Genomic DNA, 24,016 nt, shown 5'->3' on the forward strand with positions numbered 1-24,016 from the left:
CCGTTTCCCTCGCCCGTTCACCCGCTTGGTTCTCCCCTCTCGCGCCGCACGGCTCAAGGGACAACGATCGGGTCGGGTGGCGCCGCCCCGTGGCGACCGTGTGGTCTCGAAGGAGTGTGAACGATGACAACCTTGTCGGAACGGATATCCCAGTCCGCCTTCGACGGCTCGAGGCTTCGGGTCGTGCTGCTGCTGGATCTGTACGACGGTGCGCAGAATCAGTTCCTGGAGGTGTACGAACATCTCCGCAAGCAGGTGTCCTCCGTCCCCGGACACATCAGCGACGAGTTGTGCCAGTCGATCGAGAATCCGTCGCAGTGGCTCATCACCAGTGAATGGGAGAGCGCACCGCGGTTCTTGGCCTGGGTCAACAGCGAGGAGCACGTCGCCTCGGTGCAGCCGCTCCACGGCTGCGTACGGGACACCCGCTCGCTGCGTTTCAGTGTGCTGCGGGAGACCGGCAAGGGTCCGGGTCCCGCCCCCTCCTTCTCCGGCCCGTTCTCGGCCGCCACCTCCCCGGACGCCGCGGGCCAGGCCCGGGGCAGTCTTCAGGTGGCTCCGCGGCGCGGGGACGGCGTGGTCCGCCACGCGCTCACCTTCACCGTGAAACCGGGCAGCGAGCCGGTGGTGGCGGAGCTGCTGGCCGGGTACGCGTCCCCGCAGGCCCAGGTCGACGAGGGCACCCGGCTGCGCCGCACCTCGCTGTTCATGCACGGCAACCGTGTCGTCCGGGCGGTCGAGGTCGAGGGCGACCTCCTCGCGGCCCTGCGCCACGTGGCCCGGCAGCCCGAGGTGCGGGCCCTGGAGGAGGCCATCAACCCGTATCTGGAGCAGGACCGGGACCTCAGCGATCCCGGATCGGCCCGGGTGTTCTTCACCCGGGCGGCCCTCCCGGCGGTGCACCATGTGGCGGCGGGCGGCCGCGAGAGCCCCGACGTCCGGCGGCACGCGCTCTTCTACCCCGCGAAGGACGGGTGCGGCATGGCGCTCGCCCGGCTGCTCGCCGGGCAGGACGAGGCGGCCGTGGACGACCCGACGAGCCCCATCGAGGGCAGCACCGTCTTCCAGCGCGACGACATCGTCGTCCGGCTCCTCGATCTGCGCGGCCCGCTCGACGCGCGGCCCGCGCTGGCCCTCGGCGTCGAGGGCGGCCACAAGGCGGCCGTGCTCGCCCGGCTGCTCGACAGCGCCAAGGACGGCGTCCCCACCACCGACCAAGAGATCGCACGCTTCCTCGCGCGCTCTGAAATGCGCCTGATCACCGACCGGCGAACGCCGGCCCAAGCCTGAGGAGTTGTCCGACATGACCGCTCGACTGACCATGGAAGAACTGGCCGCTCTCATGAAGAAGGGGGCCGGCGTCACCGTCGACCCCGCGGCCATGGCGAGCCGCCCCGACTCGGGCTTCGACGAGTGGGGGCTGGACTCCCTGGGGCTCCTCGGCATCGTCGGTGAGCTGGAGAACCGGCACAGCAAGCCCCTCCCCGCCGATGCGGACCGGTGCAAGTCGCCGCGTGAGTTCCTCGACCTCGTCAACAACGCCCTGGCGGCCTGAAGCCGGCTCCCGGGCACGTCACGCGCGCCCCGGACACGCCCTCGAGACCGGCTCCGTGCCGGTCTCGAGGCGTGTGCGGGCCGACTGCCCCGCCGGCCGTCCTATGCCGGACGGCATCACGCGGGCACGGTGCACTCGAACGCGTGCAGGTACGCGTTGACCGGCCGGATCTCGCCGATGACCAGTCCGGCGTCCTCCATGCGGGAGCAGAGGCTGGCCTTGGTGTGCTTGGCGCCGCCGACGTTGAGCAGCAGCAACAGGTCCATGGCCGTGGTGAACTTCATCGACGGGGTGTCGTCGACCAGGTTCTCGATGATCACGACTCTGGATCCGGGGCGGGCCGCCTCGACGACGTTCCGCAGGGTCCTGCGGGTGCTGTCGTCGTCCCACTCCAGGATGTTCTTGATGATGTACATGTCGGCGTCGACCGGGATGGCCTCACGGCAGTCCCCGGGAACGATCTCGGCCCGCGCGGCGAGCTCGCCGCCCTCCCGCAGCCGGGGGTCGGCGGTGGCCGCCACGCCCGGCAGGTCGAGCAGGGCGCCCCGCAGCATCGGGTGCTTCTCCAGCAGGCTCGCCAGTACGTGCCCCTGGCCGCCGCCGATGTCCGCGACCACCGAGATCCCGGTGAGGTCGAGGAGCTCCGCGACGTCCAGCGCCGACTGCATGCTGGAGGTGGTCATGGCCCGGTTGAACACGTGGGCCGACTCGTGTGCGTCCTGGTGCAGGTAGTCGAAGAACCCCTTGCCGTACAGCTCCTGGAAGACGCTGCCGCCGGACCGGACGGCGTCGTCGAGCCGCGGCCAGGCCTGCCAGGTCCAGGGCTCCGTGCACCACAGGGCGATGTAGCGCAGGCTGTGCGGGTCGTCCTCGCGCAGCAGGCGCGACATCTCCGTGTGGACGAACTTCCCGTCCTCGGTCTCCGCGAAGATCCCGTAGCAGGACAGGGCCCGGAGCAGCCGTTGCAGGGGCAGCGGCTCGGCGTTGACCGCCGCCGCGAGTTCGGCCGCGGTGGCGGGGGACTCCCCGAGGGCGTCGGCCACCGTGAGCCGGGCCGCCGCGCGCACCGCGGCGGCGCAGGCGGCGCCGAAGACGAGCTCCCGCATGCGCATGGCCGGCTGGGGGGTGTGCTGGGGGGCGGGGATCGGGGTGGGGGTGGGACTTACCGTGGTCATGCGGCCTCGATTCTGCTGATCAGGGGGATCACGCGTCAGCACATCCCGGCCGGCACGGAGGACCCGCACCGGTTGTTGACGAACCGGTTGCCCGTGCCTGTGCCCTGGTTGGCCAGGTCGGCCGGCTTGTTGTCCCGCACCACGTTGTCCCGGATCACGTTGTCGGTGTTCGTCGCGCCCACGAAGCTCTTGAACAACAGGATGCCGCCCGACAGCGGGGAGGCTCCGACGTTGCCGCGGATGGAGTTCGAACGGACGACCGTCTCTTCCGCCCCGGTGAGGACGATGCCGACGCCCTGGATGTCGGGGAGGCGGCTGTTGCCCTTGCAGAACTTGTTGTTCTCGTGGATCCGGTTGCCTCGGATGGTCATGTCCCCGGCGCCGGGCTCGCCCTCGTCGCCGACGACGAAGATGCCGCCGCAGTTGCCGGTGACGCTGTTGCCGTAGACCGCGAGATTCCTCACCCGCCGGACCGTGACGCCGATGCGGTTGCCGGTCAGCGTGTTCCTGCGGACCACGGCGCCCAGGGTGTCGGTGGCACCGCCCTCCCGGTCGACGGTGTTGGCGATGAACAGGCCCGACTCGGCGTTGTCGCGGGCGACGTTGTCGCGGAAGAGCCCTCGGGTGGACCTCTCCTGGGCAATGCCCCAGGTGCCGTTGTTCTCGGCGGTGACCCGCTGGACGCTCAGCCGGTCGGTGTAGGAGGCCCATACGCCGTTCCGCTTGAAGCCCGAGACCGTCAGCGACCGGATGTCCACGCCGACGACGGGCTGCTCCGCCGTTCCCATGACGCAGATGCCGGTGTCGGCCTGGGAGCAGGCGAGCGCCCGGCCGGACGCCCCCGGTGCCACCGGCGCCCCCGAAGCGCCGGGGGCCGGCGCCACGGGCGCGCCCGGTGCAGTCGGCGTGGTCGGCCTGGCCGGCGTGGTCGGCGTGACAGCCGTGACCGGCGGCTTGATCACCGTCCCGGCACCCCACCCCCGCAGGGTCAGCCTCTTGGTGATCAGCACGTTCTCGTAGTAGGTGCCGGGCATCACGGTGATGATGTCGCCCGGCCTGGCGGAGTTCACCGCGTCCTGGATCGAGTCGCCCGGGTGCACTCGGCGTCCGGCCGCGGACGCGGACGGCGCGAGCACGCCGAGACCTGCGGCCATGACGACTGCGATGCACGTGAGGGACTTGATTTGTCGGTTCGTCACGATCCCGAAGTTATGGGCCATGACGACCTCTCGCCACACCCCGTGAGCGGATGGATACATCCCGTGGGCAAACGGCCGTATTTTGACGTCCGGAGGAGTGGATAGTCGTACTCCGGGCGACGGCCGAACGGGGGTGACGCCCGATCAGCTCCGGCCCTACGGCGTGTCGCCCGGCCCGCGGCGGGCCCGGCGGCCGGTCACACCGCGGCGAGAACCGCCGCTCCGAAGGAGACGTCGAAGCGGTCGCACCAGATGGTGACGCTGGAGAAATCGGCCACGTTCACGCTCGCGGGGACCTGGTAGTTCTGGTCCCCCTTGTTGCCCTTGAGCTTGCCGAGGCTGACGTACTTGCCGTCGTCGAAGACGCGCCAGCCCGCCACACCCTCCTTCACCGGGGCGTCGGTCAGCCAGACCCTCAGATCCGGGCCGTTGCTGGTGTCCAGGTTCGACAGGCGCAGGGTGTGGGACCCGTCGGGGAGCCGGATGAGCTCCGCCTCGCCGGTGGTGCTGTGCTCGTGGCTGATGAGCGCGCCGCGGGCGACGGTCACCGGAGCGGCCGGGGCGCCACCGGGTGCGGCCGTGGGAGCGCCGGAGCCGGTCGGCAGGGCGGCGGCCGGCAGCGCCTCGCGCACGGTCTCGTCCTGCCACAGCTTCCACGGCTGCAGCCAGTACAGCCCCGCCGCCAGCACCACCGTCACCGCGATCGCCACCGCGGCCCACAACCGTCCGCGCCGCCTCGTCACTGTCACCGTCACTGCCGATCCCTCTTCCTCACCTGGTCCGTCGTTACGGATTCAACGCGGCCGGGCCGCCCTGCGCCAGGCCCGCTCCCATGACGAAAGTCTTACGTCCGCCGAACCGGGCCGTTGCCCCCTGCTCCGTGTCCGGGCTGGTGGCAGGGGGTTTCCCGGGCGGCGGGGCGATGGGCAACGGGCAACCCGTCGACCCCGGTGCGGGGCCGGGGCAGGCTGAAGCCGTCAGCACGAGGCAAGCACCCCAAGGGGACATCATGCGCAAGATCTTCCGCGGCGCCGCCGCGCTCGCCACCTCCGTCGTCGCCGTGATCGCGCTCAGCGGCACGGCCTCGGCCGCACCGGCGGACGCTTGGGCGGGCTGCCCGGACGGGGCGGTCTGCATCTACCCTCAGAACCAGAACCCCGCCGTCAAGCCGACGCACGTCTTCTACGCCTACGGGGCCCACAACCTGAGCAACCAGTTCGGGAACCACTGGGTCCTCAACAATCAGTACGGCGGTGCGACCGCAAATCTGTGCACGGGCTCCGGAGGCCGGGGCTGCGGCGGCAACATCGCTGCCAAGACCGGGGTCTACGCCGACCTCACGCCCATCAACTCGATCCGGCTCAACCCCTAGCGGCACCCCTGCCCCAGGAGCGCGCGGAGCCTTCGGACCGATGGCTCCACGCGCTCGTGTGCTGGTCATATCGGCCTGAAGGTGCGGCCGTCGGACCCACCCCCGCTGTACCCTGGGCGCTGCCGTACCGCTGCCTGGGCGCGCATTGCCATGGGGGATGTCTTGGGGGATCCGGACCACCGGCGGAAGACCGGTCACCAGCACGAATCCGACGACGCCGCAATGCCCTTTCCCGCCCAGTTGAGGCGTCTGCGGGTGCAACGCGGTCTGTCCCTCGCGGACCTCGCCCGGCAGACGCATTACAGCAAGGGCTATCTCAGCAAGATCGAGACCGGCTCGAAGCGCGTCACCGTCGACGTCGCGCGGCGCTGCGACGACGTACTGCGGGCGGGCGGTGAACTTCTGCGGATGGTCCACGAAACGGGTCCGCGCGACGCCGGGAGCGACGGTGCCGCCGGCGGCGGCGGTGCGGGGCTCCGGGCAGGCCGGGGCGGGGCCTGGGCGGACGCAGGTCCGCAGGCCGGGGGCGAGTGCCCGTACCGCGGTCTGCCGGCCTTCACCGCGCGGGAGGCGCGCTGGTTCTTCGGGCGGGAGCGGGCGACGGCCGAGCTGGTCGAGCGGGTCTTCGAACGGATCGGCGGCGGGCCGCTGATCCTGGTCGCCCCCTCGGGGGCCGGCAAGTCCTCCTTGCTGAACGCCGGTCTGGTGCCGGCGCTGCGGCGCGGCGGCTTCCCGATGCCGGGCTCCGACAGCTGGCCGGTGCTGCGGTTCACGCCCACGGCGCGACCGCTGGAGGAGCTGCTGGACTGCGCCGCGAAGGTCCTGGGCGGCGATCCGGGTGTCACCGCGGCCGAGGTCCGGGAACGCCCGGACGCGCTGCTCGAGGCCGTCCGGCGGCTCTCGGGCCGTCCCCCGGCGGACGGCCCGGACCGGAGGCCTCCGCCTCCGCGTCCGGTGCTGCTGGTCGACCAGTTCGAGGAGCTGTTCACGCTCTGCTCCGACGAGGGCGAGCGGCGCGCATTCGTACGCGTTCTCTGCGCGCTGGCGGCCGGCCGGTCCGGGCCGGCGGGCCCCGGTCCCGACGGTCCCGGGCCGGACGACGCCGGACCCGACGGTGGCGAGCCGGACGGCGCAGAGCCGGACGGTCTCGATCCCGCCGTCGTCGTGCTCGGCGTACGGGCCGACTTCTCCGGGGACTGCCTGGACCTGCCGGAGCTCGCGCCCGTGTTCACGGGTGGCCTGTTCGTGCTCCCCCCGATGTCCCCGGCGGAGCTGCGGGAATCGATCAGCCGTCCGGCCGAGCTCGCCGGTCTCACCCTCGAACCGGGCCTGTTCCCACTGCTGCTGCGCGATGCCGGCCTGCGCGACGATCCGCCCGACCGGATTCCCTCCGGGGTGCTGCCCCTGGTCTCGCACGCCCTGATGGCCACCTGGCGGCAGCGCGAGGGCTCCACCCTGACGGTCGCCGGGTACGAGCGCACCGGCGGGATCCAGGGTGCCATCGCCCGTACCGCCGAAGAGGTGTTCACCCGCCTGTACCCGGCCGAGCAGAACACGCTCCGCCGCGTCCTGGTGCGACTGGTGCACGTCGCCGACGGTACGGGGGCCACGCGCCGCAGGATGGGCCGGACCGCCCTGATGGAGCAGCTGGCGGACGCGGGCCCCGCCGCGGCCGCCCTCGACACCTTCGTCCGGGCCCGTCTGATCACCCTGGACAGCGACTCCGTCGAGATCACCCACGAGGCACTGCTGCACGCCTGGCCACGGCTGCGCGGCTGGATCCGCGCCGACCGGGCCGGGCTCCTGATCCACCAGCAACTGGCCCACGCCGCCGCCGAATGGGAGCGCGAGGGCCGCGACCCGTCGGCGCTCCACCGCGGCACCCGGCTGGACACCGCCCGGGCATGGGCCGACGAGCACGACGGCCGGAGCCGGCTCGGCCCGCTGGAAGCGGCCTTCCTGCGGGCGAGCCAGGAGGCGCACGACAGCCGTGAGCGGCAGGCCGGGCGTCAGGTGCGGTTACGGCAGCGGATGCTGGCCACGCTCGTCGTCCTGCTGGTCCTCGCCGTGGGCGCCGGGGGCCTCGCCTACCAGCAGCGCTCGGGTGCCATCGGCCAGGAGCGCGTCGCGCGTTCGCGGGCACTCGCCCTGCAGTCCGCGGCGCTGGCGGCGGGCCGGCCCGAGGCGTCGATGCTGCTCGCCGGACAGGCGTACCGGGCCTCGGCGACGAGCGAGGCACGCGGGGCGCTGCTGAGCACCCAGTCCCAGCCGTTCATCGCCCGCCTGGGCGGGCACGGCGGGCCGGTCAACGCGGTGGCCTTCGGGCCGGGCAACGGCCTCCTGGCCACGGCCAGTTCCGACGGCACGGTGGCCCTGCTGCGAGTGGCCGACCGCCGGACGACCGCGAGCTTCAGCATGCCGGGGCGGGTGCGTTCGGTCGCCTTCAGTCCCGACGGCGGGACCCTCGTGGCCACGTCGACGGACGGGGCGGCGCGGCTGTGGGACACCGCCGGCCACGGCCGGCGGGCGCAGCTCCCGGCGAGTACGAAGGGGGCCCGGGCCGTGGCCTTCTCGCCCGACGGGCGGACGCTGGCCGTCGCCGGCGCCGACGGGACGATCGGGCTGTGGGAGGCGGCCGGGGAGCACCGTTCCCTCGGGTCCCTCACCGGCCACACCGGGCGGGTCAACGCCCTGGCGTACGCCGCCGACGGCCGGACGATGGTGTCGGCCGGGGCCGACCGGACCGTACGCCTGTGGGACGCGGACCGGGCCGTTGCGCTGGCCGTCCTCACCGGGCACACCGACGAGGTGCTGGGCGCGGCCTTCGCCCCGGACGGCCGTACGGTCGCCACGGGCGGAGTGGACCGCACGGTGCGGCTGTGGGACGTGGCGGGCCGCCGGACGACCGCCACGCTGACCGGGCACAGCGACGACGTCAACGGCGTCGCCTACACCCCGGACGGGACGACGGTCGTCAGCGCGGGCGGCGACGGTACGACCCGGCTGTGGGACGTGGCCGGGGGCCGGGCGACGGCGACGCTCGCCGGGCACACCGACTACGTCCTCGGGGTCGCCGTGGACGGCGGTGGCGGGGTGCTGGCCACCGCCGGTTTCGACCAGTCGGTGGTGCTGTGGGACCTGCGGGGCGCGGTGCTGACCTCGCGGCCGTTCACGGAGATCTGGCACGCCGCGTACAGCCCGGACGGGAAGCGGCTGGCGACCGCGGAGGCCGATCACGCGGTCCGGCTGTGGGACGTGGCGGAGCGCCGGGTCCTGGCCACGTTCGAGGGGCACGGCGAGACGGTGTTCTCGGTGGCCTTCGCACCTGACGGGCGGACCCTGGCCTCGGCCGGGTCGGACGGCACGGTCCGGCTCTGGGACACCGCGGCCGGCGCGAGTACGGCCGTGCTCACCGGCCATGGCGGCACCGTGTTCGCGGTGGCCTTCGCCCCGGACGGCCGGACGCTGGCCTCGGCCGGGTCGGACGGCACCGTACGGCTGTGGGACGTCGCGCAGCGCCGCCCCCTCGCCGTCCTCGCCGGCCACACGGACTTCGCCAACGACGTGGCGTTCAGCCCCGACGGGCGGACCCTGGCGAGCGCGGGGGACGATCTGACGGTCCGGCTGTGGGACGTGGCGGGGCGCCGTCCGCTGACCGTCCTGACCGGCCACCGGGGTGCGGTGCGCGGGGTGGCCTTCAGTCCGGACGGGCGAACGCTGGCGAGCAGCGGCAACGACGGGACCGTACGGCTGTGGGACGCTCAGCGCCACCGCTTCGAGGCGGCGCTGTCCGGTCACACCGGTTCCGCACGGGGCATCGCCTTCTCCCCCGACGGCCGGACCCTCGCGAGCAGCGGCAACGACCGCACGGTCCGGCTGTGGGACGTGGCCGGGCGCCGAACGGTGGCCGCGCTGTCCGGTCACACGAACGCGGTGTGGGGCGTCGTCTTCGCCCCGGACGGGCGGACGGTGGCCAGCAGCAGTACGGACGGCACCGTTCGCCTGTGGGACCTGGACGTCGGGGCGCGGCTGGCGGCGATCGGCCGGCTCCGGGAAGGATCCGAGGGGCGGGACGGGGGTCCGCCCCTCGGGCTCAGGCGTTCGCGATGACCAGCAGGGTGCGTGCCGCGTCCGGGCCCGACAGGCGGCAGCGGTGCGGGACTTCGCCCCGGTGGTGGGCGCTCTGTCCGGCGCGCAGGGTGAGCGGGTCCTCGCCCTCGACCTCCAGGACGATCTCGCCCTCCAGGACGTAGAGGAAGTCCTCGCCGGGGTGTTGGAACCAGCCGCGCTCGCCGCGGCCGGGCTCGAAGTGGTGCTCGTACGCCTCCATCAGGGTGCTGCGGCCGCCGGGGATGAGCACGTGCGCGACCTGGCCCGCGGCCTCCTCCACCCGGATCACCTGGGGATCGCTCTCGTGGCTGACGGCGCCGGGCCGGCCGGGCGGCCGCAGGAAGGTGCCGGGGGTGACGTCCAGGGCCTCGGCGATCCGGTAGATCGAGCTGAGGCTTGGCGTGGCGAGTCCGCGTTCCAGCTGGCTGAGGAAGGGCTGGGAGAGGCCCGATCGGGTGGCGAGGACGGCCATGGAGACGCCGCGCTGTTTGCGGCAGCCGCGGATCACCCTTCCGACCTCGATCGCTTCGGGCGTGGGTTCGGGGCGAGACACGCAGGTGAACGTACCCCATCGCCCCTTCGGCGCCGGGGGGCCTCGGGAGGTTTCGCACTGCCGCAACACTCCCGTCATAAGCGTGGTCAATTATTGACCTCACTTATCAACGCGTCCGGAACGAACGAGGAGCCGCCCCGTGCACGCCACCCCCTCACCCCCCGGCCGGGGCCTCGCCGGGCTCGGCCCGGCCCTGGGCGCGGCCGGCGTCGTGCTCACGCTCTGGTACCTCCTGGCCCGCTTCGGCACGGTGGCCCCGGGGCTGCTGCCCACACCGGGAGAGACCGCGGCCGCCCTCGTGGACAGCGCCCGGAGCGGCGCCCTGGCCGCCGATCTCGGCGCCAGCCTGACCCGGGCCGGACAGGGCTTCGCGCTGGGCGCCGTCATCGGCAGTGCCCTCGGCTTCACCACCGGTTACCTGCCGAAGGTCTCCGCCGCCGTCACCCCCGTGGTCTCCTTCCTCCGGCCGATCCCGGCCATCGCGCTGGTGCCCCTCGCGACCGCCTGGTTCGGCATCGGCGAGAGCGCCAAGCGCCTGCTCATCGCGTACGCCGTCCTGCTCGCCGTCTGGCTGTACGTGCACGACGGGGTGTCCCGGGTGCCGGTCTCCCACCTGCGGGCGGCCCGGTCGCTGGGGGCTCCGCTGCACCGGCGGTTCACCGAGGTGCTGCTGCCGGCCGCCGCCCCCGCCGTGCTCGCGGCGCTGCGCTACGGGGCCTCGGTGGCCCTGCTCGCGCTGGTGGCGGCCGAACTGGGCGGCGCGGACAGCGGGCTGGCGTACCGCCTCCAGGTGGACGGCCAGTTCCTGCGGGTGGACCGGATGTTCGCGGGGCTGCTCGTCCTCGGGCTGCTCGGGGTGGCCGTCGACCTCCTGCTGGCCTCCGTGGGCCGCCGGTTCGTGCACTGGAGCGCCTCATGAGCCTGGACGTAAGGCTGGAGGGGCTGTCGGCCGGCTACGGCACCGCCGCCCCGGTGCTGGAGCGCACCGACCTGGAGTTCCCGGCGGGCTCGTTCACGGCGCTGCTCGGGCCCAGCGGTTGCGGCAAGTCCACGGTCCTCAACATGGTGGCGGGCTTCGTACGGCCCGCCTCCGGCACGGTGACGGCCGGGGGCCTGCCGGTGCACGGGCCGGGCCCGGAGCGGGGCGTGGTCTTCCAGCACTACGCGCTGTTCCCGTGGCGCACGGCCCGCGGCAACGTCGAGTTCGCCCTCAAGCGCCTCGGCCTGCCGCGCGCCGAGCGCCGCCGGCGGGCCCTCGCGGCACTGGCCGAGGTGGGTCTCGCGGACGGCGCGGAGAAGTACCCGGCACAGCTGTCGGGCGGCATGCAGCAGCGCGTGGCGCTGGCCCGGGCGCTGGCCGCCGAACCCGAAGTGCTTCTGATGGACGAGCCGTTCGGCGCGCTGGACGCGCTGACGCGGACCCGGATGCAGAGCCTGCTGCGGGAGCTGTGGCAACGCCGCGGCACCACCGTCCTGTTCGTCACGCACGACATCGACGAGGCACTGGCGCTGGCCGAGCGCGTGATCGTGCTCGGCGGAAGTCCCGGGCGGGTGCTCGCCGACCACGCCGTGCCGGCCGGGCCGCCCGACCCCGGCCTGCGCTCGCTGATCGCACGCCATCTCGGATCCGGATGACCGGGGTGCCCGATCCCCCTAACGACCGCCCGCCCGCCCATCCGCCCGTCACGGCCCACGGCCGACGCCCCACGAACCCCCTCTTGTCCCCGGAAGGACTGCTCGCCATGCTCAGACCCCGCGCGGTGGCCGCCGTACTGCTGGCCGCCCTGCTGTCCCCGTTCGCTGCGGCCTGCGCCGGCTCCCCGTCGAGCGCGCGCGACGGCGGGCGCCCGGCCGTCACCATCGCCGCGAGCGACCACCTCGGCGGCGCCCCGGTCCATGTCGCCGAGGAGGGCGACCTCTGGTCGGCCGAGGGCATCGGGGCCACCGTCACCACCCACCCCACCGGCCGGGACGCGCTGAACGCCGTGCTCGGCGGCCAGGCCGAGCTCGGGGTCGTCGGTGACCTGCCCGCCGTGACGGCCGCGCTGGGCGGGCGCGAGCTGCGGATCGTCGCCGACCTGTCCCGGTTCTCCGACTGGCGCCTGCTCACCCGCACCGACCGGCGGATCACCGGCTTCGCGGCGCTGAAGGGCCGCAAGGTAGGAGTCCCGCAGGGCACGAACGTCGAGTACGCGCTGTCGCGGATGCTCGCCTCGGCGCAGCTCGCCGCGGCGGACGTGACCGTCGTCAACCTCGCCCCGAACCAGGTCACTCCGGCCCTGGCCCGCGGGGACATCGACGCCGGGGTCACCTTCCCCAGCTTCTACGACGCCGCACGCACCGCGCTGGGCGGCGCCTACGCCGAACTGCCCTTCACCGGATACACGGCCAGGACCCTCCTGGTCGCCGGACCCGCCGCGACCGAAGAGGGCACCGCCGCCGTCCTGCGCACCCTGCTGCGCGCGCAGCGCGAGCTCGCCGCCGACCCGGCCGCGGCGCGCAAGGCCGTACTCGCCCAGTCCGACGGTGCGCTGCAGGCCGGCTACGTCGACACCTACCAGCCGCGCTACAGCTACGGCGCCACCCTCTCCCCCGAGCTGCTGACGCAGCTGGAGGAGGAGGCCGGCTGGGCCAAGGCCGCCCAGGACCTGCCCGGCGCCGCCGACCGCGCCGCACTGCTGCGCCACCTGACCCCCGGCCCCCTGACGGCTGTCGACCCGGCCGCCGTCACCGTCCGCTGAGCCACAGCCTCGTACGCCCGCCCCACCGAGCCCAGGAGAGATCCCCATGACCGTCGACCAGAACACCCTGCGCCGCCGCGGCGTCGGCCTGATCGCCCACGACCCCGAGCGCAGCTACGGCGGCCTCACCCTCTACACGCCGATCACCAGCGCCGGCGAGATCCACCTCGTCGACATCGAGGGCCGCCCGGTGCACACCTGGACCTCCCCGCACCCGCCCGGCCGCCAGGCCCAGCTCCTGCCGAACGGGAACCTCTTCTACGCCGCCAAGGACACCGGCGGCCCGACCCTCTTCCCCATCTGGGACGTCTACCACGGCGGCATCTTCCAGGAGCTGGCCCCGGACTCCACGGTGCTCCGCGAAGTGCGGCACCCCTTCCACCACCACGACGCCTCGCTCCTGCGCAACGGGAACCTGATCATCGGGGCCGTCGAGCCGCTGGACCCGGCCGACGCGGCCCGGATCCGGGGCGGCATCCCCGGATCCGAGGCGCCCGGCGGGGTGATCTACGGGGACGTGGTGTACGAGCTGACCTGGGACGGGGAGATCGTGTGGCGCTGGGCCGCCATCGAGCACCTGGACCCGGCACAGGTGCCGCTGAACAGGCACTTCGCCCGCAACCACTGGCCCATGGCCAACACCGTCAACGAGAGCGCCGACGGCTCGATCGTGGTGGGCTTCCGCAGCGCCTCCACCACGGTGTCGGTCGACCGCGCCGACGGGTCGGTCCGGTGGCGGATCGGCCCGGACGTCCTGGCCCAGCAGCACCACCCGCACGAGCTGCCCGGCGGCACCGTCCTGGTCTTCGACAACGGCACCTACCGCGACACCACTTCGGTGCCGTACTCGCGGGTGCTGGAGCTCGATCCGCGCACCGGCAAGGAGGTGTGGTCGTACGAGGACAACCCGCCGCAGAACTTCTTCAGCCCGTACATGTCCAGCGCGCAGCGCCTGCCCAACGGGAACACCTTCGTGGCGGAGGGCTCCTTCGGGCGGCTCTTCGAGGTGACCCCCGCGGGGGAGGTCGTGTGGGAGTTCGTGGTCCCGCAGTTCCGGTCGTTCGGCGACGGCGTGGGGCTGGAGTCCTCGGCCGGCGCCCAGAACTCGGTCTTCCGCGCCTACCGGTACGCCGCCGAGCGGTTTCCCTGGCTGTGAGGAACGCCCGGCCCCGGCCGGCGGCCCGGGCAACACCACTGCCAACTTCTCTTAATATTGCGGTCATTGTATGGCACAGGTGTCAGGCGTAGCGTTTTCGGCAGAAATCGATGGCGGTTCGGAGACGTGACCCCGCATCGGCTTCCTTTCCGAACGCCGAGCAGGAAGGCGCTATTCCACGTGTCCGATTCCTCAACGCCCCCGGCACCCCTGCACCTCGCCGTCTCCCTCGACGGCGCGGGCCGGCACCCGGCCGCCTGGCGCGAGCCGGGTGCCCGGCCCGCCGAGCTGTTCACCGCCCGCTACTGGGCCGGTCTCGCCTCCGAGGCCGAGACCGGACTGCTCGACTTCATCACCTTCGAGGACGGCCTCGCCCTCCAGTCCTCGCTGCCCGAGGCATTCGACGAGCGCCCGGACCGGGTGCGCGGGCGTCTGGACGCGGTGCTCACCGCGGCCCGTGTCGCACCCCTGACCCGGCACATCGGGCTGGTCCCGGCCGTGACGGCCACCCACACCGAGCCCTTCCACATCTCCAAGGCCGTCGCCACGCTCGACCACGTGAGCCGCGGCCGCGCCGGCCTGCGGGTCCAGGTGTCCGGACTCCCCCACGAAGCACGCCACTTCGGACGGCGGACCGTGCCGCTCGCCGACACAGAGCTGTACGCGGAGGCCGCCGACCACGTCGAGGTGATCCGGCGGCTGTGGGACAGCTGGGAGGACGACGCGGAGATCCGGGACGTGGCAACGGGCCGGTTCGTCGACCGCGACAAGCTGCACCACATCGACTTCGAGGGCCGTCACTTCAGCGTCAGGGGGCCGTCGATCACCCCGCGCCCGCCGCAGGGGCAGCCCGTCGTCAGCGCGTCCGGCGCCGGCGAAGCCTCGTACGCGCTCGTCGCCCGGTCCACCGACGTCGGGTACGTGGCCGCGCACGACGGCGACCGTACGCGCGCCGCGGTCGCGGCGATCCGGCGCGCCCGGGAGGCGACCGGGCTCACGGCGGACCCGCTCCACCTCTTCGGGGAGCTCACGGTGTTCCTGGACGAAGATGCCCCGGCGGCCGGCGCTCGCCTGGAACGCCTCGACGCGCTCGCGGGGCTCCCCCACGGCGCCGACGCCGGGGTCTTCACCGGAAGCCCCGGACAGCTGGCCGACCTGCTCCTGGAGCGGCGGGAGGCCGGCCTGTCGGGCTTCCTGCTGCACCCTGGCGTGATCGCCCACGACCTGCCCGCCATCACCCGGTCGCTGGTGCCGGAGCTCCAGCGGCGCGGCGTCTTCCGCCGGGAGTACGAGGCGGACACCCTGCGCGGCCTGCTCGGGCTGCACCGCCCGGGCAGCCGTTACGCGCGCCGGGCCGCCTGACCGCCTCCCGGTCCGCCTCGCGACCCGCTTCCCGACCCGCCGCCCGTCCCGGACCTTCCGGAAGGACGAACCATGAGCAGCAAGCCGCTCAAGCAGATCCATCTCGCGGCCCACTTCCCGGGCGTCAACAACACCACCGTCTGGAGCGACCCGGACGCCGGAAGCCATATCGACTTCGACTCGTTCATCCACTTCGCGCAGACCGCCGAACGGGCCAAGTTCGACTTCCTCTTCCTCGCGGAGGGACTACGGCTGCGCGAACAGGGCGGCCGGATCCACGACTTGGACGTGGTCGGCCGGCCCGACACCTTCACGGTGCTCACGGCCCTGGCGGCGGTGACCGAGCGCCTCGGCCTCACCGGCACCATCAACTCCACCTTCAACGAGCCCTACGAGGTGGCCCGCCAGTTCGCGACGCTCGACCACCTCTCGGAGGGCCGGGCCGCCTGGAACGTCGTCACCTCCTGGGACGCCTTCACCGGCGAGAACTTCCGGCGCGGCGGATTCCTGCCGCGCGAGGACCGCTACTCCCGCGCCCAGGAGTTCCTGGCCACCGCCCACGAGCTGTTCGACTCCTGGGACGGCACCGCGATCGCCGCCGACGCCGGGTCGGGGACCTTCCTGCGGGACGCGCGGGCCGGGACCTTCGCCCACCGGGGCCGGCACTTCGACATCGAAGGCCGGTTCAACGTGCCGCGCAGCCCGCAGGGCCGACCGGTGATCTTCCAGGCGGGCGACTCCGAGGAGGGCCGGGAGTTCGCCGCGGCCGGCGCGGACGCGATCTTCGGCCGGTACGGGACCCTGGAGGCGGGCCGGGAGTTCTACGCGGACGTCAAGGGCCGGCTCGCCGCGCACGGCCGTACGCACGACCAGCTGAAGATCCTGCCCGCGGCCACCTTCGTCCTCGGGGACACCGATGCCGAGGCACGGGAGACCGCCCACGAGGTGCGCCGGCTCCAGGTCAGCGGGCAGACCGCGATCAAGTACCTGGAGCACGTCTGGAACCGGGACCTGTCCGCCTACGACCCGGACGGCCCGCTGCCCGCGATCGATCCCGAGCCCGGGGAGAACACCATCGCCCTGGGGCGGGCGAGCGTACGGCAGTTCCGCGACCCGCTCGCCACCGCCCGGCGGTGGCGGGAGCTGGCCGGGGCCAAGAACCTGTCGATCCGCGAGCTGGTCATCGCCACGACCGCCGAGCAGACCTTCGTCGGCTCGGCCGCCACGATCGCCGGGGCCATCAACGACCTGGTGCAGGCGGACGCCGCCGACGGGTTCATCCTCGTCCCCCACATCACCCCGGGCGGCCTCGACGGCTTCGCGGACTCCGTCGTCCCGCTGCTCCAGGAACGGGGTGTCTTCCGCGCCGAGTACGAGGGCTCCACCCTGCGCGACCACCTCGGGCTCGCTGCTCCGGCCCCGGCCCCACGCTGAGCCGGCGGGCGGCCACCGCGCGCCGCGCACGTCGCAGCAGGCGGTGGCTGCATACCGTCCCCTTCCTCTCCGACCTGCAAGGAGTCCGGCCATGCCCGGCATCCCCCTCGGGGTCCTCGACCTCGTCCCCGTGTCGTCCGGTTCCACGGCCGCCGAGGCCCTGCGGCACAGCATCGATCTCGCCCGGCGGACGGAGGAGTTCGGCTACGCCCGCTACTGGTTCGCCGAGCACCACCTCAACCCCGGGGTCGCCGGGACCTCCCCGGCCGTCGTGCTCGCCCTGACCGCCTCCGCGACCTCGGCCATCCGGCTGGGCTCGGGCGCCGTACAGCTCGGGCACCGCACCGCGCTGTCGACGGTCGAGGAGTTCGGCCTGATCGACGCGCTGCATCCCGGGCGCATCGACCTGGGGCTGGGCCGCTCGGCGGGCGGGCCCCGGCCGTCGGAAGGTCCGGCCGCGCCCCCGGTCACCCCGGTGGTGGACGGGTACGCCCCGAACGGGCTGCGGATTCCGGACCGCTTCTCCTTCGCCCATCTGCTGGGCCATCCGCGGGTGGCCCTCCAGCAGCAGCTGCTGAACCTGCCGGGGGCGCGCCCGCAGGAGTACGGCGAGCAGGTCGACGACGTGCTCGCGCTGCTGCGGGGCGAGTACCGCTCCCCGGAGGGGCTGGAGGCGCATGCCGTTCCGGGCGAGGGGGCCGACGTACAGGTGTGGATCCTGGGCAGCAGCGGCGGGGTGAGTGCGGAGACGGCCGGCCGCAACGGGCTGCGGTTCGCGGCCAATTACCATGTCAGCCCCGCTTCGGTGCTGGAGGCGGCGCACGGGTACCGGGCAGCATTCAAGCCGTCGGCCGAGCTGGAGCGGCCGTACCTGACGGTGTCCGCCGACGTGGTGGTGGCCGAGGACGAGGAGACGGCGCGCGAGCTGGCCACGGGGTACGGGGCCTGGGTGCGCAGCATCCGTACGGCCGAGGGGGCCATCCCCTACCCCACCCCGGCCGAGGCGCGGGCCCTGCCCTGGACCGACGCGGACCGGGAGCTGGTGGCCGACCGGACGGAGACCCGGTTCGTCGGTTCCGCCCGGACCGTCGCCGATCATCTGGAGCGGCTTCAGGAGGCGACCGGTGCGGACGAACTGCTGATCACCACGATCACTCACGGCCACGAGGACCGGGTGAGCTCCTACCGGCTGCTGGCGCGGGAGTGGCGCCGCCGGGGGCTGAGCTGACGAAGTCCGTGACGCGTACCGGCCGTCCGGTTCCGCCGCCGAGGACACATGCCCTCGGCAATGGCGCGTAAGCGTGGCCCGCTGACGGAAAAGCCTCTACCGTAGAGACAGTTTCCTCCTACATCCTTGTGGGGTCGGGGCGGACGACGGATCGCGTTTCGCGCGCCCTGCCGAGCACGACCGGTAGTCCCCATCTTCTTCGGGCCGGTGCCCGTACATGATTCCGAAAGGGACTGACTCAGCCATGCGTCGTATTACCTCATTGGCCGCCGCCGGATTCTCTCTCGCCATTGTCCTGGGGTCCGCGCCCCTTGCCGCGGCAGGTGAGAGCCGTGCCGCCGCGTACACGTGCAACTCCGGGAACTTCTGTATCTACAGCGACTGGAACGGCGGCGGGGACCGCTGCGAATTCCCCGACGCCCAGCGGGCGAACACGGCCGACAACTGCGGGTTCATTCAGCGGGGGGCCAATGTGCGCTCCGTGTGGAACGGAAAGAACAACCGCGTCCAGTACTACACGAACACCAACTACAAGTCGCGCGTCGGATCAACCCCGGGCGGTGAGGGCGGCAATCTGATGGGCAACTACCAGATCCGGTCCTTCAAGAAGCAGTAGGGCCCCGGGAGCGCCGTTTCCTCCGCCGGGGCATCGCCGGGCGGAGGAAACGGCGCTCGCCGTCAGCTGTCGCGGACCGAGACGATGCCGTTGAAGACACCGACGTAGGCGGTGCCGTCGGGACCGAGGGTGATCGGGGCCCAGTTGTTGTCGTAGAGCGGACCGGTGCCGGTCAGCTGCCGCCAGCGGCGCTCACCTGTGCGGAAGTCCACAGCCGTGAGGTACCAGGCGTCGATGCCCAGGAAGTTGGGCTCCTTCTCGTAGAAGTAGAGCAGCCCGTTCGCGGTGGAGAGCTTCGGGACCACGGAGGGAGCGCGGATCGAGCTCTCCCAGACCGTGTCGCAGCCGCTGCCGTCGGCGCGGACGTCGATGCGGGTCACTCCGCCCACGACGGACTTGCCCAGCAGCAGGGTGGTGGGGTTCTCGTAGCCGTAGTTGTTCTCGACGACGATGCTGTTCCCCCAGGTGATGAGGGAGTTGTCGGTGGTCGAGGCGCCGGATCCGAACACCGGCACCTTGCAGACCAGCCGGCGGTCCGCGGGGACGTCCGCGCCCCACCGGTAGACGAGGACGTTCATCCGGTCGTCGGCGTTGTCGGTGATGGCGACGTAGTCCCGGCCGAAGAGGTCCGGGGTGGTGCCCGACCCCTGGTTGACGGAGCCGGGCTTGGCGGCGGTGCCGCGGTCGTACGTCTGGCGCCACTGCACCTCGGGGGTCCCGTCGGCGGCGGCGCGGAAGCTGTAGAGCGCATGGTCGGAGACGATGGAGACACCGTCCTCGGCGACCGAGAAGGAGTTCTGGATCTCCTCGCCCCGCAGCTGGACGGAGCGGATCTGCGAGGTCGCCGGGTCCACCGTGCCGACGCGGCCCTGGCGGGTGACCCACCAGATCCGCCCGCTCCAGTCGGGCATCACGGAGGTGACCGGGTCGCAGGTGCCGCTGGGCCACAGATTGGTCCAGGTCACGCAGTCGTGCGGGACGTGTCCGGTGAGGTCCCAGTCGTTGTCGACCGTGAACTTCCAGCTCCCGTCCGGGCTCCGGGAGTGGGACAGGCGCAGGACGTGCTGGCGGGAGTCGGCCAGTACGGCCCGGTCCCGGTCGTCCAGGTAGAAGTAGGCGCCGCCCGAGGTGTCCTTGAAGATCTTCGCGAAGTCGAGCGAGGTGATCGCCTCGACCGTCGACGAACGCTGCGGGAGGGGGTACTCCGCGAGCGTGGCGAGCGTACGGGGCTCCAGGAGCTTGACCTTGAAGCCGGAGAAGGTGCCGCACACCGTGACCAGCCGGCCGGCGGAGTCGAAGGTGGCGGTCGCGCACTCGCCGCCGAGGGCGGCGATCTTCTCGCTGGTCACCTTCGGGTTCCGGCCGAGCGGCCCCGCCCAGGGGGAGGTGGCGCTGCCCGCCGCGTCGGAGTGCATGCCGCTGCGGCCGTTGGGCGCGAGGTAGGGGTGCTGCGGCGGCGCCTGGCCGGGCAGCGGGCCGGCGGCCGCGGGGCCGCCCTCGTAGTGGGTGACCAGGCGGTGGCCCGGGGCCTTGGGTATCTCGTCGGCCTGGGCCGGAGAGCCGCCGTACATCACCGTGAGTGCGGCGACGACGGGCAGCACGGCGCAGTTCAGCGATCTTCGGAACATCCGGACCTCCTCCATGTCTCTGCAGCGTTGTTGACGTTGCGTCTGATGTCGCGCCGCCGCCAGACGCTAGATCGCACCGCTCGAGGAGTCCATGGAGTCGCCGGATGATTCACGAAGGCGCAACAGTCGATCACGGATTGAGGCTGGAGACCACGTTCGCGGTGGCCGTCAGGCCGTCGTTGATGGTCGCGGCCATGCTGCTGCTGGCGAGGTAGAAGCCGAGCAGCACGCAGACGACCGCGTGCGAGAGCTTGAGCCCACCGCCCCGCAGGAAGATCCACGCCAGAATCAGGAGCAGGACGACCACCGAAAGGGAAATCACCATCGAAACCTCCTTATTCGCCGCCATGGTGGCGCAGGAGGGGGTGCCTTCGGGCGAAAGACGTGTCCGCCGTACGGGTGTTGACCGTCCGTGACGGCAGGTCAGTCCTTGACGATCTCGCCCCGGCGGGTCGTTCGGCAAGGCACCCCCGGCTGCCGGACCTGAGCAGAAGAACACGAACCCGGTCACACCGCGGGCCCGGGCCCGCGGGGGTCCCGCAAGGGTCTTGTGGCGTCACCGCGCTCCGTGCCATATATGTCTAGACCTTTAAGGAAGCCGAGGAAGGCACCCCGTGCGACGCAGCGCCCCCACGCTCGCCCTCCGCCTGGCCGGCCTGGGCCTGACCGGCCTGCTCGGCCTCACCGGCCTCACGGCCTGCACCGCGCCCGACACCGAGCCCCCGCCCGCCCCCGCCGGTCTGACCGCCCAGGCCGGCAGCGCCACCAGCGTGCACGTCATGTGGAACGCGGCGGCCGACCACGACGGTGTGATCGGCTACCAGGTCTTCGAGGCCGGCCACCTGGTCCGCGAACTCCCCGCCGAGAAGACCATGGTGGACATCACCGGCCTCACCCCGCAGACCGGCTACACCTTCACGGTCCGGGCCGAGGACGCCGCCGGGAACCTCTCCGGGCCCGGCCCGGCCGCCCTCGTGACGACCCCGGCGGTCAAGGCCGAGGACCGCACGGCCCCCACCGCCCCGGCCACCACCACCGCACGGGCGACGGGCCCCCGTTCCGCCCGGGTGTCCTGGACGGCCTCGACCGACGACACGGGCGTGACGGCCTACGACGTCTACCAGGGCGGCGTCCGGATCCACACCGCCGGCCCCGCCGAGAGCAGCACCGCCCTCGACGGCCTCCAGCCCGACACCGTCTACACCCTCACCGTCCGGGCCCGAGACGGGGCGGACAACTCCTCGCCCGACGGCCCGGCGGTCGACGTGACGACCCCGCCCGCGTCCGGCGACGGCCCGGGCACCGCCCCCGCCGAGTTCACCGCGGCCGCCTCCCCGGGGACGGTCACGCTGACCTGGACCGCCCCGGACACCGGCCGCCCGACCACCGAGTACGAGCTGTACGTCAACGGACTGCCCACCACCGTCATCCAGTTCGGCGCGGGTGCAGTGCCCAGCGGCCGGGCCGAGCACCGGCTCACGGTGACCGAGCCGGCCGGCACGGTGTGGGCCGTGAAACTGCGGGCCAGGCTCCCCGACGGCAACTGGGGATCCTTCTCCGCGGAGCGCCGGATCACACTCGCCGCGTGAAAGAAGGCACCGATCCGGCCTGAACGGCACGGCCGGACGGGAAGATCGCGCACAATACATCCGTGTTCGGTGAGTACTCGTTCCATGACAGTCAGGCAGACTCCGCAGACGGCGACCCCGGTCCGGGACCCTGCCCGGTGCCGGGCAACCTGCCCCCGGAACCAGCGAGCTTCGTCGGCAGGGAGTGCGAACTCCAGCTGCTCGACGGCCTGTTGCGCGAGCGAAGACTGATCACCCTCACGGGGGTGGGCGGGGTCGGCAAGTCACGGCTCGCCCTGCGGGCGGTCGCGACCGCCCGCCAGACGCGGCCCGACGGGGTCTGGTGGGTCGAGCTCTCCCCCCTGCGCGATCCGAGCCTGCTCACCGCCACCGTCGCACATACGGTCGGGCTCGCCGACCACTCCCCGCGCCCTCCCGACGAGGAGCTGTGCGCGTGGATGGCCGACAAGGAACTCCTCCTGGTGCTGGACACCTGCGAGCACCTGGTGGCCGACTGCCGCCACCTGGTCGGCGAACTCCTCCAGTCGGCCCCCGGACTGACGGTGCTGGTCACCTCGCGGGAGCCGCTCGGCATGCCGAGCGAGGAGGTCCTGCGGGTCCGGCCGCTGCCCTGTGACGGCCCCGAAAGCGACGCGCTCGCCCTCTTCCGGGCCCGCGCCCTGGCCGCGGCCCCGCGGGCGGCGGCCGTCTTCACCGACCCCGCCCGGACCGAGGTGGCCGCCGAGGTGTGCCGGCGCCTGGACGGCATCCCCCTCGCGCTGGAACTCGCGGGCGCCCGGATGCGGTTGTGGTCGCTGGAGGACGTGGCCGAGCGGATCGGCCAACGCTTCGAGATGCTCTCGGACGCCCGGGCCGCCCAGCCGCGCCGGCACCGGACGATGCGCACCACCATCGGCTGGAGCCACGAGCTGTGCGAGCCGCTGGAGCGGCTGCTGTGGGCCCGGCTCTCGGTCTTCACCGGCGACTTCGACATCGCCGCGGCGCGCGCCGTCTGCTCGGGCGGCCCGCTGCCCGCCGCCCGGGTGGAGCGGGTACTGGCGGGCCTGTCCGCCAAGTCCGTGGTCCTGCGCACCGAGGAACGCGGTACCGGGCCCCGTTACCGGATGCTGGACACGATTCGCGAGTACGGGCAGGACTGGCTGGACGAGCTCGGCGAGGCGGGGATCGTCACCGACCGGCACGCCCACTGGTACGCGGCGCTCTCCCAGGCCGCCGACCGGGGCTGGATGGGCCCGGGGCAGGTGGACTGGTTCCGCAGGATCTCCGCCGAGCACGCGCAGCTGCGCACCGCCCTGGAACACCTGCTCACCGCCGACCCGACGGCGGCCCTGGAGATGGCCGGGGCCCTGTGGTTCTACTGGTTCGCGTGCGGGCACGTGAACGAGGGCCGCGGCTTCCTGGAACGGGCCCTCGGGGCCGCTCCGCGCACGGGGACCGCGTACAACCAGGCCGTGTGGGCCCTCGGGCTCACCGCGCTGCTCCAGGGCGACATGGACGCGGCCCGGCTGCTGGGGGACGAGTGCACGCGGGACGCGGCCCGGCTCGCGGACCCCGAGCGGGAGCTGCGTGCGGCCTACCTCGCGGCGTCGTCCGTCCTGATGCCCGGCGACCCCGTGCGGGCCCTGCGGCTCGCCGGTCCCCGGGCCCGGGCGGGCCACGGCGGGCGGACGAGCGGCACGGGCTGGCTGATGTGCCGGCTGGCCAACAGCTACGCCCTGTGCGACCTGAAGCGCTTCGAGGAGGCGACCGAGGAGGCGGGGGCCCTGCGGGAGGCGTGCGCGGAGCTCGGCGAGCGCTGGCTGCGGGCGTACGCGGACTACGTACTGGCGGTGGCCGCGCTGGGCCTGGGCGACCACGGGGAGGCGGCCCGGCACGTACGGGCCATGCTCTCCGGAAAACGCCTGCTCGGCGACCGATTCGGCATCGCGCTGGGCCTGGACCTGCTGGCCACGGCGGTGGCCGGGCTGGGTGACGGGGAACTGGCGGCGCGGCTGCTGGGCACCGCGCACGCCTGGTGGCGCACGGTGGGCCGGCCGCAGATGGGCTCGCCCTCGCTCACGGCCCTGCGGGACCGGGGCGAGCGGCAGGCCCGCGCGGCGATCGGGGACGCCGCCTACGAGACGGCGTTCCTGGGCGGCGCGGCTTCGCCCACCGGCTGACTGGTGGCGGCCGGTGGGCCTGGAGAACTGCCTAAATCCTGGGCTCCCGTCAGTACGGGAGGGGTCTGCCCGACGGTGTGCGCAGGTCCAGGTCTCGGGGGGCGGGCTTCGGAACGGGCTTGCGGATCAGCTGCTGGCG

The 24,016-nt window shown here is 73.0% G+C and carries 20 protein-coding genes; 14 read left to right on the plus strand and 6 right to left on the minus strand.

Translation table 11 applies throughout. The features are described 5' to 3' along the window. Nucleotides 1-123 precede the first annotated feature (123 nt). Both OG753_RS09090 and OG753_RS09095 read left to right on the plus strand, forming a co-directional pair. Nucleotides 124-1,290 carry a SchA/CurD-like domain-containing protein gene (locus OG753_RS09090; protein ID WP_327261299.1) on the plus strand — a complete coding sequence of 389 codons (1,167 nt, stop codon included), beginning with the start codon at nucleotides 124-126 and terminating at the stop codon, nucleotides 1,288-1,290. A gap of 13 nt (nucleotides 1,291-1,303) precedes the next feature. Next, nucleotides 1,304-1,555, plus strand: a complete 252-nt coding sequence (locus OG753_RS09095; protein WP_314251526.1) for an acyl carrier protein — start codon at nucleotides 1,304-1,306, stop codon at nucleotides 1,553-1,555. A gap of 116 nt (nucleotides 1,556-1,671) precedes the next feature. On the opposite strand, the gene OG753_RS09100 is transcribed toward OG753_RS09095, so the two are convergent. From OG753_RS09100 to OG753_RS09110, 3 genes are all read right to left on the minus strand, one after another. Beyond that, nucleotides 1,672-2,730, minus strand: coding sequence for a methyltransferase (locus OG753_RS09100; protein ID WP_327261300.1), 1,059 nt, complete (start codon nucleotides 2,728-2,730; stop codon nucleotides 1,672-1,674). A gap of 35 nt (nucleotides 2,731-2,765) precedes the next feature. Further along, nucleotides 2,766-3,929, minus strand: a complete 1,164-nt coding sequence (locus tag OG753_RS09105) for a nitrous oxide reductase family maturation protein NosD (RefSeq protein ID WP_405788022.1) — start codon at nucleotides 3,927-3,929, stop codon at nucleotides 2,766-2,768. Nucleotides 3,930-4,126: 197 nt separating this feature from the next. Next, nucleotides 4,127-4,672 (minus strand): DM13 domain-containing protein, encoded by a 546-nt coding sequence (locus OG753_RS09110; RefSeq protein ID WP_405792582.1) that lies wholly within the window; start codon nucleotides 4,670-4,672, stop codon nucleotides 4,127-4,129. A 266-nt stretch (nucleotides 4,673-4,938) separates the two neighbouring features. Between OG753_RS09110 and OG753_RS09115 the strand changes: the two genes are divergently transcribed. Both OG753_RS09115 and OG753_RS09120 read left to right on the plus strand, forming a co-directional pair. Continuing rightward, a complete protein-coding gene (locus OG753_RS09115) occupies nucleotides 4,939-5,301 on the plus strand; it encodes a hypothetical protein (protein WP_327261302.1) in 363 nt (120 codons plus the stop codon). Between the two features lie 222 nt (nucleotides 5,302-5,523). Next, nucleotides 5,524-9,411: a helix-turn-helix domain-containing protein gene (locus tag OG753_RS09120; RefSeq protein WP_405788023.1), complete on the plus strand. Its 3,888-nt coding sequence runs from the start codon at nucleotides 5,524-5,526 to the stop codon at nucleotides 9,409-9,411. Here the strand turns inward: OG753_RS09120 and OG753_RS09125 are convergent. Continuing rightward, a complete protein-coding gene (locus OG753_RS09125; RefSeq protein ID WP_327261304.1) occupies nucleotides 9,395-9,964 on the minus strand; it encodes an XRE family transcriptional regulator in 570 nt (189 codons plus the stop codon). The two genes, OG753_RS09120 and OG753_RS09125, sit on opposite strands and share 17 nt — an antisense overlap. Before the next feature lie 139 nt (nucleotides 9,965-10,103). On the opposite strand from OG753_RS09125, the gene OG753_RS09130 reads away from it, so the two are divergent. The 8 genes from OG753_RS09130 (at nucleotide 10,104) to OG753_RS09165 (ending at nucleotide 18,501) form a co-directional block, all read left to right on the plus strand. Next, nucleotides 10,104-10,883 carry an ABC transporter permease gene (locus tag OG753_RS09130; RefSeq protein ID WP_405788025.1) on the plus strand — a complete coding sequence of 260 codons (780 nt, stop codon included), beginning with the start codon at nucleotides 10,104-10,106 and terminating at the stop codon, nucleotides 10,881-10,883. Then, nucleotides 10,880-11,599 carry an ABC transporter ATP-binding protein gene (locus OG753_RS09135; protein WP_327261306.1) on the plus strand — a complete coding sequence of 240 codons (720 nt, stop codon included), beginning with the start codon at nucleotides 10,880-10,882 and terminating at the stop codon, nucleotides 11,597-11,599. The genes OG753_RS09130 and OG753_RS09135 overlap by 4 nt, the downstream gene beginning before the upstream one ends. A 107-nt stretch (nucleotides 11,600-11,706) precedes the next feature. Next, nucleotides 11,707-12,705, plus strand: coding sequence for an ABC transporter substrate-binding protein (locus tag OG753_RS09140; RefSeq protein WP_405788027.1), 999 nt, complete (start codon nucleotides 11,707-11,709; stop codon nucleotides 12,703-12,705). A 46-nt stretch (nucleotides 12,706-12,751) separates the two neighbouring features. Next, nucleotides 12,752-13,861, plus strand: coding sequence for an aryl-sulfate sulfotransferase (locus OG753_RS09145; protein WP_405788028.1), 1,110 nt, complete (start codon nucleotides 12,752-12,754; stop codon nucleotides 13,859-13,861). A 180-nt stretch (nucleotides 13,862-14,041) separates the two neighbouring features. After that, nucleotides 14,042-15,223 carry an LLM class flavin-dependent oxidoreductase gene (locus OG753_RS09150; protein WP_405788030.1) on the plus strand — a complete coding sequence of 394 codons (1,182 nt, stop codon included), beginning with the start codon at nucleotides 14,042-14,044 and terminating at the stop codon, nucleotides 15,221-15,223. 72 nt (nucleotides 15,224-15,295) lie between these two features. After that, nucleotides 15,296-16,657 (plus strand): NtaA/DmoA family FMN-dependent monooxygenase, encoded by a 1,362-nt coding sequence (locus tag OG753_RS09155; protein ID WP_405788032.1) that lies wholly within the window; start codon nucleotides 15,296-15,298, stop codon nucleotides 16,655-16,657. Between the two features lie 91 nt (nucleotides 16,658-16,748). Continuing rightward, a complete protein-coding gene (locus tag OG753_RS09160) occupies nucleotides 16,749-17,885 on the plus strand; it encodes an LLM class flavin-dependent oxidoreductase (protein WP_327261311.1) in 1,137 nt (378 codons plus the stop codon). A 244-nt stretch (nucleotides 17,886-18,129) separates the two neighbouring features. Next, on the plus strand, nucleotides 18,130-18,501 hold the full coding sequence (locus OG753_RS09165; RefSeq protein WP_327261312.1) for a peptidase inhibitor family I36 protein: 372 nt from the start codon (nucleotides 18,130-18,132) through the stop codon (nucleotides 18,499-18,501). Between the two features lie 62 nt (nucleotides 18,502-18,563). Here OG753_RS09165 and OG753_RS09170 read toward each other — a convergent pair whose 3' ends face one another. Further along, on the minus strand, nucleotides 18,564-20,129 hold the full coding sequence (locus OG753_RS09170; RefSeq protein ID WP_405788034.1) for a hypothetical protein: 1,566 nt from the start codon (nucleotides 20,127-20,129) through the stop codon (nucleotides 18,564-18,566). 130 nt (nucleotides 20,130-20,259) lie between these two features. Then, nucleotides 20,260-20,454: a hypothetical protein gene (locus OG753_RS09175; RefSeq protein WP_327261314.1), complete on the minus strand. Its 195-nt coding sequence runs from the start codon at nucleotides 20,452-20,454 to the stop codon at nucleotides 20,260-20,262. 289 nt (nucleotides 20,455-20,743) lie between these two features. Here OG753_RS09175 and OG753_RS09180 point away from each other — a divergent pair, with 289 nt between their 5' ends. Both OG753_RS09180 and OG753_RS09185 read left to right on the plus strand, forming a co-directional pair. Beyond that, nucleotides 20,744-21,718, plus strand: a complete 975-nt coding sequence (locus tag OG753_RS09180; RefSeq protein WP_327261315.1) for a fibronectin type III domain-containing protein — start codon at nucleotides 20,744-20,746, stop codon at nucleotides 21,716-21,718. A gap of 62 nt (nucleotides 21,719-21,780) precedes the next feature. Next, entirely contained in the window at nucleotides 21,781-23,877 is a 2,097-nt protein-coding gene (locus OG753_RS09185; RefSeq protein WP_405788037.1) for an ATP-binding protein, read from the plus strand. Nucleotides 23,878-24,016 lie beyond the last annotated feature (139 nt).

This window comes from Streptomyces sp. NBC_00029, assembly GCF_045160505.1.
Classification (GTDB): Bacteria; Actinomycetota; Actinomycetes; order Streptomycetales; family Streptomycetaceae; genus Streptomyces.

Coding starts and splice junctions, on each gene's coding strand:
- OG753_RS09090 (WP_327261299.1), top strand. CDS start 124: ATGACAACCTTGTCGGAACGGATATCCCAGTCCGCCTTCGACGGCTCG.
- OG753_RS09095 (WP_314251526.1), top strand. CDS start 1,304: ATGACCGCTCGACTGACCATGGAAGAACTGGCCGCTCTCATGAAGAAG.
- OG753_RS09100 (WP_327261300.1), bottom strand. CDS start 2,730: ATGACCACGGTAAGTCCCACCCCCACCCCGATCCCCGCCCCCCAGCAC.
- OG753_RS09115 (WP_327261302.1), top strand. CDS start 4,939: ATGCGCAAGATCTTCCGCGGCGCCGCCGCGCTCGCCACCTCCGTCGTC.
- OG753_RS09120 (WP_405788023.1), top strand. CDS start 5,524: ATGCCCTTTCCCGCCCAGTTGAGGCGTCTGCGGGTGCAACGCGGTCTG.
- OG753_RS09135 (WP_327261306.1), top strand. CDS start 10,880: ATGAGCCTGGACGTAAGGCTGGAGGGGCTGTCGGCCGGCTACGGCACC.
- OG753_RS09140 (WP_405788027.1), top strand. CDS start 11,707: ATGCTCAGACCCCGCGCGGTGGCCGCCGTACTGCTGGCCGCCCTGCTG.
- OG753_RS09145 (WP_405788028.1), top strand. CDS start 12,752: ATGACCGTCGACCAGAACACCCTGCGCCGCCGCGGCGTCGGCCTGATC.
- OG753_RS09155 (WP_405788032.1), top strand. CDS start 15,296: ATGAGCAGCAAGCCGCTCAAGCAGATCCATCTCGCGGCCCACTTCCCG.
- OG753_RS09160 (WP_327261311.1), top strand. CDS start 16,749: ATGCCCGGCATCCCCCTCGGGGTCCTCGACCTCGTCCCCGTGTCGTCC.
- OG753_RS09165 (WP_327261312.1), top strand. CDS start 18,130: ATGCGTCGTATTACCTCATTGGCCGCCGCCGGATTCTCTCTCGCCATT.
- OG753_RS09170 (WP_405788034.1), bottom strand. CDS start 20,129: ATGTTCCGAAGATCGCTGAACTGCGCCGTGCTGCCCGTCGTCGCCGCA.
- OG753_RS09175 (WP_327261314.1), bottom strand. CDS start 20,454: ATGGTGATTTCCCTTTCGGTGGTCGTCCTGCTCCTGATTCTGGCGTGG.